This window comes from Bacteroides sp., from assembly GCF_030151085.1.
Lineage (GTDB): Bacteria > Bacteroidota > Bacteroidia > Bacteroidales > Bacteroidaceae > Bacteroides.
The window spans coordinates 14,924-27,333 of sequence record NZ_JASLER010000026.1; the positions used below are offsets into that span (position 1 = coordinate 14,924).

Annotated in this window: 10 protein-coding genes; 6 read left to right on the forward strand and 4 right to left on the reverse strand. The window is 42.6% G+C overall.

Features of this window, described 5'->3' with window-relative positions; all coding sequences use genetic code 11:
- Nucleotides 1-27: 27 nt before the first annotated feature.
- The 3 genes from Q1W14_RS04735 (at nt 28) to ccsA (ending at nt 5,401) form a co-directional block, all read left to right on the forward strand.
- A complete protein-coding gene (locus tag Q1W14_RS04735; protein WP_300699640.1) occupies nt 28-1,338 on the forward strand; it encodes an imelysin family protein in 1,311 nt (436 codons plus the stop codon).
- 110 nt (nt 1,339-1,448) lie between these two features.
- Complete coding sequence (locus tag Q1W14_RS04740) at nt 1,449-3,107, forward strand: di-heme oxidoredictase family protein (protein ID WP_300699641.1); 1,659 nt, start codon at nt 1,449-1,451, stop codon at nt 3,105-3,107.
- Nucleotides 3,108-3,160: 53 nt separating this feature from the next.
- Nucleotides 3,161-5,401, forward strand: coding sequence for a cytochrome c biogenesis protein CcsA (gene ccsA, locus Q1W14_RS04745; protein WP_300699642.1), 2,241 nt, complete (start codon nt 3,161-3,163; stop codon nt 5,399-5,401).
- Nucleotides 5,402-5,853: 452 nt separating this feature from the next.
- Here ccsA and Q1W14_RS04750 read toward each other — a convergent pair whose 3' ends face one another.
- Together Q1W14_RS04750 and Q1W14_RS04755 are read right to left on the reverse strand one after the other, a co-directional pair.
- On the reverse strand, nt 5,854-6,468 hold the full coding sequence (locus Q1W14_RS04750; RefSeq protein ID WP_300699643.1) for a response regulator transcription factor: 615 nt from the start codon (nt 6,466-6,468) through the stop codon (nt 5,854-5,856).
- A complete protein-coding gene (locus tag Q1W14_RS04755) occupies nt 6,465-7,163 on the reverse strand; it encodes a hemerythrin domain-containing protein (RefSeq protein WP_300699644.1) in 699 nt (232 codons plus the stop codon). Before Q1W14_RS04755 ends, Q1W14_RS04750 begins: the two co-directional genes overlap by 4 nt.
- A gap of 201 nt (nt 7,164-7,364) precedes the next feature.
- Between Q1W14_RS04755 and Q1W14_RS04760 the strand changes: the two genes are divergently transcribed.
- The 3 genes from Q1W14_RS04760 to Q1W14_RS04770 all read left to right on the forward strand — a co-directional run bounded on the left by Q1W14_RS04760 (nt 7,365) and on the right by Q1W14_RS04770 (nt 10,828).
- A complete protein-coding gene (locus Q1W14_RS04760; protein WP_300699645.1) occupies nt 7,365-7,727 on the forward strand; it encodes a BlaI/MecI/CopY family transcriptional regulator in 363 nt (120 codons plus the stop codon).
- A gap of 34 nt (nt 7,728-7,761) precedes the next feature.
- A complete protein-coding gene (locus Q1W14_RS04765; RefSeq protein ID WP_300699646.1) occupies nt 7,762-9,516 on the forward strand; it encodes a carboxypeptidase-like regulatory domain-containing protein in 1,755 nt (584 codons plus the stop codon).
- A gap of 70 nt (nt 9,517-9,586) precedes the next feature.
- On the forward strand, nt 9,587-10,828 hold the full coding sequence (locus Q1W14_RS04770) for a hypothetical protein (RefSeq protein ID WP_300699647.1): 1,242 nt from the start codon (nt 9,587-9,589) through the stop codon (nt 10,826-10,828).
- A gap of 15 nt (nt 10,829-10,843) precedes the next feature.
- Here the strand turns inward: Q1W14_RS04770 and miaA are convergent, their stop codons facing one another.
- Together miaA and Q1W14_RS04780 are read right to left on the reverse strand one after the other, a co-directional pair.
- The gene (miaA, locus tag Q1W14_RS04775; RefSeq protein WP_300699648.1) at nt 10,844-11,740 is read right to left on the reverse strand and encodes a tRNA (adenosine(37)-N6)-dimethylallyltransferase MiaA; all 897 of its coding nucleotides are present in this window, start codon (nt 11,738-11,740) and stop codon (nt 10,844-10,846) included.
- Between the two features lie 100 nt (nt 11,741-11,840).
- Nucleotides 11,841-12,401, reverse strand: a complete 561-nt coding sequence (locus Q1W14_RS04780) for a hypothetical protein (protein ID WP_300699649.1) — start codon at nt 12,399-12,401, stop codon at nt 11,841-11,843.
- Nucleotides 12,402-12,410: the final 9 nt, after the last annotated feature.

Genomic DNA, 12,410 nt, shown 5'->3' on the forward strand with positions numbered 1-12,410 from the left:
CAATAGTTAATTTTAATAGAGTAAAAAATGAAAAAGTATTTTAAACTGCCGTTTTATGCGGCGATAATTGTAATGCTGTCTATGGGGATGGTAGCTTGTAGTGACGATGATGAAACACCGGGTGATGAACTTACCCCTCGTGAAGCTGCCCTTAAGGAGATAATCAGTGATTATACAAAGAATACGGTTATTCCTACTTACGAAGGTATGGCTGATGCGGCGATTGAATTGCATACCGCTTGTCTGGCTATGTACAATAGCGGCGTGGGCAATGTAACTACTGCCCAGGTAACGGCTGCCGGCAATGCATGGAGAGAAGCCCGCCAATACTGGGAACGTAGTGAAGCATGGCTTTTCGGTCCTGCCGGAGACTATGATGTTGACCCGCATATCGATTCATGGCCACTTAACAAAACAGCTCTTGACAATCTGCTGGCTAATGCAACAGAAATGGGCAAGATGGATACTGACGGAGTTTATGTTTCTTCACAGGACTATGGATTGCTGGGCTTCCATGCGCTTGAGTATATGCTTTTTGCACTCGAAGGCACAGGTATGTCTCAAACTTCTGTAGCCCACAGTACAAATTATACGGCTCAGCAGTTAAGCTATATCGTAGGGGTGGCAGGAGACTTGCGTAACCAATGCATCATTTTGGAAGCAGCTTGGAGAGGCGAAAGTAATATCAGCCAGGCTAAGCGTGCTGTGCTGACCCAGGTACGTCAGCAAACAGAGATTCTTCAGAATAATCAATACTATAGAGTAGCCCTTAGTGACTTGGCGGGTGGCCTTTGCTATGCCAACGAGATGATGAACCCCATTGAAGGCAGTGCCAGTGATTTTCTGAACTATCTGGACGGTGCGCAGACCATGGTTGTAGATGGTATTCAGAATATAGCCAATGAAGTAGGTAATATCAAGATAGGTAATCCTACAGGTCAGGGACTTAGCGACGAAACGGAGTATGACCCCGATTACATCGAATCACCTTATAGCCTGAACTCCATCACGGATTTCAAAGGCAACATCATTTCAATAGAGAATGCATACCGCGGATTCCAAAGTTCACAGGACTACAATAATGGCGAGACTCTTATTAAGCCTGTAACTCAATCGCTTAGTACCTATGTGGCTTCACTTGACGCTGCTTTGGACACCCGTGTCAAGACTGCCATAAGCAATGCTTACAACGCCATCAACCAGATGAAGGAACCGTTTGCTTATACTTGTAACCGTAATGGCGAATATGCTCAAATCAATTTGGCTGCTATAAAAGCATGCAATGATTTGAATGATATATTCAGTGAGGTAATCACGTTGATTCAAAACCAGCGTTAATCGGAGCGAAGTTACTTCGTTGATATAAAATAGGCGGGCACTTGTTGGGAGTGCTCGCTTATAATGCTTGAAAACCAATAATGTCTAACTATTTCTAATATCAATTCATTATGCTTTTGAGAAAATACTATTTATGTGTTGCAGTCATGTCTGTTGCCGGTTTCATGCTGACAGCTTGCGAGGATGACAATGAAGAAAAGGGTACTTCCGGCGGTGGAACCACTGAATTGCCTGACTGGTACTATGCAGGTGGTGAGCTTGGTACTTCGTTTGTCACTACACAAACGGCTTTCGAACAATCTACCCCTGTGGTAGACGCCGATGCGGTGATGACTGCTTCGTTCAATCGTGGGGAGCAGCTTTTTGAGAAGCCTTTTAATTCGAACATTTCGGGCACACGCCACGGTCTGGGACCGGTGTATATCCGTACTTCTTGCCTGCATTGCCATCCGGGATACGGACATGGCAAAAGCCAGTCGGCAGGTTCTTTCAATACCACGCAAACAGGTAACGGCTACTTGTTGGTGGTTTACAATCCTGCTACTGATGGCTATGTGTCTTGGTTGGCCGGTATGCCGCAGACCAAAGCGGTAGCACCTTTCAAGGCTCCGGTAGATGAGTCGCAGGTCATGATTTCCTGGCACGACTATACGGATGGCTTCGGCAATAAGTTTCCCGATGGTGAAACCTATCAGTTGAGATATCCGGAGGTAGAAATTCCCAAGAATGCTATTTACGTTGCCAACAAAGGCTATGATGTGGGTGAATATGCCGTACGTCTGGAATCTACTATCGGCATCTATGGCACAGGATTGCTGGATGCCATCAGTGACGAAGACTTGAAGGCAGAATATGTCAAGCAGGAAAAAGACGGTTATTTTAAGCTGAATGAAACGATTTTCAAGAACGGTGAATGGAAGAAGCAATATGCAAATACGGCACAGGGTGGCGACGGCACGCTCTACCCGTTGCGTTATACCTATGCTCTGAGCCGTGGTCCTCTGCAGGATGCCGCCGGAGCCAATGCGTTCTGGAATATTACGAATGCCACTCGTAGCGACCGTACCTTCCATTACCTTGACGGTGCAGGCACCTATGCGCTCTATTCTTCTCAGGACCCGGATGTGCAAGCCGGTTTCCCCGATTACATCGCCACTGTCTCTACTCCTGATGAACATCCCGAATGGTTTACGGACAATGTGGAAAAGAACATCTACAACTACTTGACCTCAAAGAAACTACCCGTTGAAGTTTCCGACCAGAATTACATTGATTTGATGGTATGGCATCGCGGTCTGGCTGTCCCTGCTGTCCGTAATGTGGATGACGAGGAAGTGTTGCGGGGCAAGGAATTGTTTTCTGAAATAGGTTGTACTTATTGTCATAAGCCTTCATGGACAACGGGTGATGATGAGATACGTGACCCCGCGCGTTTCTTTGTAGGTGACAAGGCGGATCTGCTGCCACGCTATCCCAACCAGAAGATTTGGCCATATACGGATATGATACAACATAAACTACACATGAAGAATGACATCCGTACCGGATGGTGCCGTACTACTCCATTATGGGGCCGCGGTTTGCATCAACGTTGTACGGGAGCTGAATTCATCGACCGTTTGCACGATTGCCGTGCCCGCACCACGCTGGAAGCTATCATGTGGCATGCCACAAGCGAAGAGAGCGATGCTTACTACACGGTGACCAAGTTCCGGGAACTCTCGAAGGCTGATAGGGACGCGGTTGTCAAGTTCTTGGATTCTATCTAACTTTATTATATTCGGGGTGACATTGCGTTAATATATAATATATCATTATTTGCATGAAATTGTTGAAGACTCTTTCTTTCGGTTTGACCGGTTTGCTTGTTCTCTTTATGATTGCGGCAACTTTGCTGGAAAAGCAGTATGGAACTGCATTTGCTGTTAAACATCTATATGGTTCACCTTTTTTTATAATATGTTGGGGCGTGACGGTGGCGTCTTCCGTTGCTTATCTCTGGTTTCGTAAAGTACAAAAGCAATTATTGACATTGCTTTTACACCTGTCCTTTGTCGTTATCTTGTTGGGAGCACTGTTCACTTATATTTGGGGTTTGCAAGGCAGTGTTCACTTGCGTCAGGATGCTGACAAGCCGGTTTCGACATTTACAGTTGCAAATGGTACGGTGAAACAATTTCCTTTCAATCTTCATCTGAAGAAATTTAATTTGGAATATTATCCGGGAACTTCTGCCCCGATGGATTTTGTCAGCAGTATCATTGTAGAGGATAATGGGGAAATAGTTGAGGGAGAGGTTTCCATGAATCAAATATATAGTTACCACGGTTATCGTTTTTATCAGTCTACGTATGATTCGGACGGCATGGGAACAACGCTTGTTGTGTCGTACGATCCTTTAGGTATTGCAATTACTTATACCGGGTATGCATTGCTTTTGATTTCTATGTCTTTATTCTTTTGGGGAAAGAATAGTCAATTCCGCAGGCTGTTGCGGTATCCATTGGTTAGACCGGTGGTAGCCACGACATTGCTTCTTCTATTTACTGTAGGAGTACAGGCTAAAGATACTCCTCGTGTTTTACCACGTGAAACTGCAGAAAAGTTCGGTAATCTTTATGTTTATTATAATGACCGGATATGTCCATTGCAGACATTAGCCAAAGATTTTACAGTTAAACTATACGGCAAATCTTCGTATAAGGGGTTGACTGCGGAACAAGTGATGACGGGGTGGTTTTTCTATTATGATAATTGGAAAAAAGAGCCTTGTATTCATATTAAAAGCAAAGAAATTCAACGCCTTTTGAATATTGACGGAGAGTATGCCCGATTGACCGACTTTGCTGATATACAGGGCTACAAGTTGGATGAAGGAATGCAAAACGGAGCAGAAGTAAGAGATAAGCGCGGACTTGAGGAGGCTAATGAGAAATTTAGCCTCGTCAGTATGGTGGCGGCTGGAGGAATTTGGAAGTTATACCCTTATATCTCTACAGGTGATAGTACTGGTAATGGTGCGAAAAGGCATCTTATTTGGTACTCTTTAGCAGACCGTTTGCCGTACGATATGCCCGGAGAATTAGGGACTTTTGTGCGAAGTAGCATGAATTATGTGGCAGAACAGGTAGCGCGAGGTGATTTTCAGAAGGTCGATGTGCTGCTTGGTAAGATACGCAAATATCAAGTGCGTGAGGCTGGAGAGTTTCTTCCTTCTGATACTCGTTTCAAAGCGGAAAAGTGGTATAATAGTTTGAATAATAGTCGTCCGTTGGCAATGGCTTCCATAACAATAGGTATTTTGGCGTTTATATTTTATTGTTGCTATATGATAAGCGGGAAGCGCATTCCTACATCTGTGACGGTTTTATTGCTTACTATTTTGGGAGGTATTTTTGTATATCTTTGTTTAACGATTGTTTTACGTGGTTTTGTAGGAGGACATATACCGATGTCCAATGGGCATGAAACCATGCAGTTGATGGCGGCGAGTGTAATATTGATAACGTTCTTCTTCTGCCGTAAGATGCCTATGGTTATAAGCTTCGGTTTCCTGCTATGCGGACTTACGTTGCTGGTTTCTATGTTGGGTGAAGCTAATCCGCAAATCACCCAACTGATGCCGGTATTGTCATCTCCATTACTTAGTTTTCATGTGGTAGTAATTATGATGGCCTATTCTTTATTAGCATTTATGATGCTCAATGGAGTTACCGCTATCATTCTGCACTATTCGCGTAAGGACTGTTCGTCCGAAGTGGAGCGTTTGCAGGTTATCAGCCAACTTATTCTTTATCCTGCGGTCTTCCTGCTGGCAATCGGCATCTTCATCGGTGCGGTGTGGGCCAATGTTTCGTGGGGGCGCTACTGGGGATGGGACCCTAAAGAAGTTTGGGCACTTATCACTATGCTGATTTATGCATTGGCATTGCATCCGACTTCTTTGCCGTGGTTTCGACGTTCTATGTTCTTTCACTTGTTTTCGATAGTTGCATTCTTCTGTGTGCTGATAACCTATTTCGGGGTTAACTTCTTGTTAGGAGGTATGCACAGTTATGCATGAGTACCTATTAGTAATGACTCTATTGGCCTATTATACCTAATTCGTGCGATTGTAGCATACTGTGGAATGCCGTATCTTTGCAGTATCAGATTTGAATGAATTAGTTAGTCATAATTACGTAACCACTTTTATGAAAATAAAAGATTCCCCGCTTTGCGATGAGATATCGAGAAGCGGGGATTTTCAAATTAATATCCCTCCCCTGATATCCCTTTATTTTAGTATTAAAGTCTGGTTTTTAATTAATTGATAACTAATGTCTTATCGTGATACATGGGTAGGACACGCTCGTATCCGCAAGCGGAAACGCCAGTATCTCCTAATGGATACGCCTGTATCCACATATGGGAACGGCCGTATCCTCTTGTGGAAACGCTCGTATCCCCTAGTGGGGACACGCGTCTCCCCTAAGGGAAACGAAAGTTTCTCCTGTGGAAACTAATACTAAGAAGTTATAGAGAGTCTTTTATATCACTAAGTTCTACCAGCTTATTAACAATGGCGTAGATGGTAAGCCCTGCCGGAGAGTGTATCTGTAGTTTGCGGGCGATGTTGCGGCGATGCGTAATGACGGTATGAATAGATAGGAATAATTTATCTGCTATGGCTTTGTTGGTCATGCCTTTCACTACGCAAGTAATAATTTCCTTTTCGCGTTGGCTGAGGGACTCTTGTTCATTGTCTTTCTCCTCTTCTTCTTCGGTATGCAACAAATGGTTTATTTTGTTGGCTATGACATCAATATCGTCACAAATTGCGAAGTTTTCATCATATTCTTTCAGTACATTGTTGTCGATGACGGAACATACTATAGCGATATATTTGATACCGGCTTTTCCATGTTCTGCTTTGAAAGCTGCTAAATCGAACCATCCGCCGAATGTGGGATTGATAATAACGATATCTGTAGGATGCAGGTGAATGTAGTTTTGCAATGATTCAGGTGACGAAACCTCGATAGGATGCGCATTCAAACTAGGGATGCGTTTTAATACAGCCGTAAGTCCACTGCGGACGATGACCGAAGTCTCTGCAATGACAATCTTCAGTGAAGCATTATTGTTCATTTTTTCAGTTTCCTTTCTATTTGTGCTACGGCGGGAACAAACATATAATCTTCTACCTGGCAGTGGGTAGCAAGGTCTTGCTCACAATTGAATATGTCGAATAAAACGGCATTAAGGAGATTATTGTTCTCCTTTTCCGGGTAGTATTTTATAATGATGTTTTTCAGTTCCTTCAACTTTGTCTCTATTTGGTTGTGCTTGCTGGCAAAGGTTGCAATATCATATTCGTCAGAAAGTTTGCCTTGCAGAAGCTGCTCTACATACGTAAATACGGCTTGGTTCTCATACTCCATGTGGCGGCGTACTTCTTTGGCGTATTCGTCGAAGAACTTCAGAATGAGGAATGCTACGTCATCACTTTCCGAGCAATCTATGGCTTCAATAAGTTTGCGGCGGATGCCCGGCAGGTTGAAGTCGAGGAAGTATGCGTGAGCACGTTTTAAGTAATCCATGAGGGCGGGAATGGAGAAATTGTTTTCATTTCCACTATACGAATACTGCTCTTCACTGATGAAATTGGCTACAGCTAGAAAGGTAGGATAATCAACTCCTTGACTTTGGCAAACGTCTTTTACACTCTTGTCTCCGAATCCCAGCGATAGTCCAAAACGGCTCATCACCATTAATAAGGAGTAGTTATCACAGATGAGATCGCTCATTTTATCTGTGGATCTGTACTTATGTTGCTCATTCATTGCTGATTATTGTTTTAGTTCCTTTTATTCATGCGCAAAGTAACGGCTTTTCTTTGAGAACTGCAATCGCTATTTGTAGGTATTTTGATTCGTTATTCTCTATTTAGAACAGGATAAACTATAGCCTTTAGTTTTGTTTAACGTAATAAATTAGTTTATGAACTAAATAATCTAGTTATTTGCAGGAAACAATTAGAAACTATGAAAGGATTGACAGCAAAAGAAGAAGAACTTATGGGCTTTTTTTGGGAAAAAGGACCTTTGTTTGTGAAGGAAATGCTGGCGTTTTATGATGAACCGAAGCCACATTTTAATACTTTGTCTACTATCGTAAGAGGACTCGAAGACAAAGGATTCCTGAACCATCACACTTATGGAAATACCTACCAGTATTATGCCGTGGTGAGCGAGGAAGATTTCCGTAAGCGGACATTGAAGAATGTTATTAGCAAATACTTCAATAATTCATACCTCAGTGCGGTGTCGTCGTTAGTGAAGGAAGAAGATATATCATTAGAAGAACTGAAACAGCTGATACAAGAAGTTGAGAAAGGAAAAGAATGAAAGTCATTTATAATTCATAATACCTGATTGCACTATGGGCTTATTCTTCGTATATATTCTTAAGTCATCCGTTTGTCTGGCGGCATTTTATTTGTTCTATCGCTTGTTGCTGAGCCGTGAAACGTTCCATCGCTTTAACCGGTTCGCTTTATTGGGCATTCTGCTGCTATCGTGCTTGTTGCCTCTGATAGAAGTCAGTGTACAGCAAGAGACGGGTGTGCATCAGACAATGATATCGTTGGAGCAATGGTTGTTATTAGCTGAAGCTATGAACTCTGCGGAAATACAGACACAAGAGGCTACTGTAACTTGGATACAGGTTGCAGTATTGCTTTATCTAGCGGGAATACTATTCTTTGCATTCCGTAATATATACTCTTTGTTGCGATTGCTAGTGTTGCTTAAATCGGGTAGAAGAGAGAACTTGAGCAATTATGTGTCAGATAAGAAAGGAGTGTCACTGATTGTACATAACAAGGAAATCGCTCCTTTCAGTTGGATAAGATACATCGTTATTTCTCAGAAAGACTTGGATGAGAACGGAAGGGAGATCCTTATTCACGAACTAGCCCATATTCATAATCGCCATTCTCTGGATTTACTGGTAGCGGATATTTGTATCTTCTTCCAATGGTTCAATCCGGCTTCATGGCTTTTGAAACAGGAATTGCAGAATATCCATGAGTACGAAGCGGATGAAACTGTAATCAAAGAAGGCGTAGATGCGAAACAATATCAACTATTATTAATAAAAAAAGCCGTTGGCACAAGGCTCTACTCTATGGCCAACAGCTTTAATCACAGTAAACTTAAAAAACGTATCACTATGATGTTAAAAGAAAAATCAAGTCCGTGGGCACGTATGAAGTATCTTTATGTACTTCCGTTGGCAGCTATTGCAGTAACCGCTTTTGCCCGTCCCGAAGTCTCTAACACAGCGCAAGAGATTTCTGCCGTCAAAGTTAATGATTTAGCGGCAATTGTAGAAACAAAAATGGCAGAAAGTATGGGCAATGTACTCGAAGCCCCCGCAGTAAAGGCATTGCCAGAAGATACCACAAAGACGGGTAAGGTATCTAGCACGGTTGTTCAGGTTTCCAGTTCCCGCCATGAGGAGCCTCTGTATATTATTAATGGAAAAGAAACTGACGCTGAAATAATGCGTGCTCTGAATCCGGAAAGTATAGAGAGTATCGATGTACTGAAAGATGAAAGTGCAGTAAGTCGATTTGGCGAGAAAGGCAAGAACGGAGTTATTCTGATTACTTTGAAGGAAGGAAAATCATCTACTATTACGGTTACTGGTGTGAAAGCTATTAAAAAGACAACGGATATTCCCGGTGTAAGCGGTGTTCATGTGAGTAACAGAAAGGTCGATGTTAAAGATCTGAACTTGTATGTCGATGGTGAATTGGTAAACATGGAAGGAAAGCAAGTCGAAGATATTGTACCCGCTGACCAGATAGAGAGTATCTCCGTAAATAAAACTACGGATGGAAAGGGTGAAATGTATATTGTCACCAAGAAGAATGCTAAAGGACAGGAGAAAACCGTTTCCCAAGGTAATATGAAAGTGGAAGGTTCTGTGAAGGATGAACAAGGCGAACCACTCATCAATGCTTCCGTCTTGATAGAAGGAACCACTACAGGAACTTTATCTGATTCGAATGGAAACTTTGTTTTGTCCGTCCCCAATAAAGATGTCGTATTGTTGGTTTCGTACATTAATATGAAACCTGCAAGAGTGAAAGTATCTTCTCAAATGACTGTTGTTTTGAAAGAGGAATAATAATAATAATTAGCAATTTCAGGAGAAAATACTCTATCTTTGTGATATAACTTTATGTAAACGGAATATTATGATGAAGCGTATTTCTTTGATACTGGGGATAATCTCAGTACTGCTATCTTTCTCTGAGTCACTTCTGGCATGTACTTCTGCCGTTATATCCGGTAAAATTACTCCTGATGGCCGTCCCTTGTTGTGGAAGAACCGTGATACGGATTTCCCTCAAAACAGTGTGAAGTATTTCTCCGGCGGTCGCTATCCGTTTATAGCCATTGTTAATAGCGTCGAAGACAATCCGACGGATGTATGGATAGGTACGAATTCTACAGGCTTCTCTTTAATGAATACTCAATCCTACAATCTGGTGGAAGTAAAGCCCGATGAAGAGCGGGGAGAGGCAAACGGTCGTGTCATGCGCCGTGCATTGGAAGTTTGCGCAACGGTGGAAGACTTCTGTCATTTCCTTGATACCATCACCAAACCAAGTTTAATCGAAGCCAATTTTGGTGTCATTGATGCAAAAGGTGGTGCCGCTATGTTTGAGGTAGATTATTATAAGTATGTAATGTACGATGCGAATAATCCTAAAGATGCTCCTTGCGGTTATATTGCCCGTACCAACTTTTCCTTCTCCGGGAAAGTGAATGACGGAGCAGGTTATGTCCGCTTTATGCAAGAAGATAAACTTCTGTTGCCAGCCTCTGCTACCGGACAAATTACTCCCCAGTGGATATTCAATGAACTTTCCCGTTCCTTTGCCAATCCTATGATGGGAATAGACTTGAAAACGGGTGATTTCAATCGTCCCAAGACCAACGGGTGGTTTGTAGATCAGGATTTCATTGCTCGTAGTAGTACGGCAAGTTCAGTAGTGGTACAAGGTGTGAAGTCTGGTGAGAATCCCGAATTGACTACCATGTGGACGATACTTGGTTATCCTCCTACTGGTGTAGCTATGCCTGTATGGTTAAAGGGAGCTGACAAAGCACTGCCCAGGCTCATGGCTCGTGATAACGTAAAGAAAGTGTCGCCGCTTGGCAACTGGTCTGTGATATTAGCCGGCGATGTATACTCGTATACACAAGGTATGGGCAGCAGCCGTTATATGAATTGGGAAAAGCTATATAATACGGAGAAGAACGGTTATATGCAACTACTTGCTCCAGTTGAGGAGGAAGTGTTCAAACGGACGCAACCCGTTCTTAAGGAATGGCATAAAAAAGGAAGTATCGATATAAAAGCAATGCAGTCGCTCTATAACGAGCTTGATTCCTTTATTGAAACCAAATATATGGATATGTTTGAACTATAAAGGGAAGGTATTGAATTACATCATCGAACGGAGGTACTCAAGTATCTCCGTTTCTTGTTCCGGGTGAAACCAATGGATTTCTTCGTCGCGCTTGAACCAAGTCATCTGCTTACGCGAGTAGATGCGCGAGTTCTGCTTAATCTTGTCAATGGCAAATGGGAGCTCCCATTCTCCATCAAGGTATTTGAATATCTCTTTATAACCTACAGTATTGAGAGAGTTAAGGGTTTTGTATGAATACACTTGGCGGGCTTCTTCTACCAATCCATCTTCTATCATTTGGTCTACCCGGAGATTGATTCGGTTGTATAACTCTTCACGGCCGCGCGTCAGTCCTATTTTGATGATACGGAAAGGGCGTTCTTTAGTTTGCCGGGTACGGAAAGATGTATAGGTTTTGCCGGTCATGTAGCATATTTCCAGTGCATGTACTACGCGTTTGTGGTTCTTTAAATCTACAATCTTATAATATTCAGGATCCAGTAGTTTCAGTTCTGCACACAACCTTTCCAATCCTTCAGTTTCATATTTATCCAGCATGAGTTGGCGGGTTTCGGCATCTATGGTAGGAATATCATCAATGCCTTTACAAATGGCATCTACATACATCATAGAACCACCAGTCAGCACTACGGTGTCATGTTTGGTAAATAAAGTTTCGAGAAGTTTCAGGGCTTCAGCTTCATATTGAGCTGCGCTGTAGTAATCGGTTAGTTTAAGAGTACCCACGAAGTGATGTTCCACTCTTTGAAGTTGTTCGGGTGTGGGAGCAGCTGTACCTATCTTCAAGTCTGCATACAACTGCCTGGAGTCAGCCGAGACAATGCAAGTGTGGAATTGTTCTGCTAATCGAAGGCTTAACTCTGTTTTGCCTACTCCGGTAGGGCCGATAAGTACAATGAGTGTATGCATAGTTGAAAGAGTTGAAAGTTGAGAGTTGAAAGTTGAAAGTTAAGCTGCGCTATCATGCTGCATAGTAACTTTCAACTTTCAACTCTCAACTCTCAACTAATTAGAATTTCTCTTCTTCGAATGTAGCACTGCTGGCACCGTCATCCAATCCGCCGAATCCTTCTTTATCAAAGTCTTCCATATCGAAGTCCTGGTCGCCATAGAAGTTCTCATCCAAATCCAGTCCACCGCCGGCTGCTGCCATTTCTTCGAAGTCTATGATCTGTTTGGGAGCATCGCCTTCTTTCTTGGTACATTTGGCACCTTTGATTTCTTTTCCGGTAATGATTTCGGATAACTCAAGGAAGAAGCAGCGTTCTGTCATATAGTCGAAAACATAAAGCAGCTTCTGCTTTTCGTCTTCAATAAGTTCGCTGATCGGAGTTTCTTTCATTACCCAGCTATCCATTTCAGGATTATCATCCATCTCTTCCAGAGTAATTTCCTTTTCTTTCTCCCAATCGTCGTCGCAAATGAAGAAAGAAGTCATTTGATCGTCAGTAAAGCCTACTGACTTAAGGATTGCTTCGTGGAAGTCGAAGAAAGTAGCTTCCGGATCTATCTGTATTTCTCTTACAAAGTCGTCCACCTCGTCTGAGATGATTGTAAATCTGTATATCATAATGCTGAT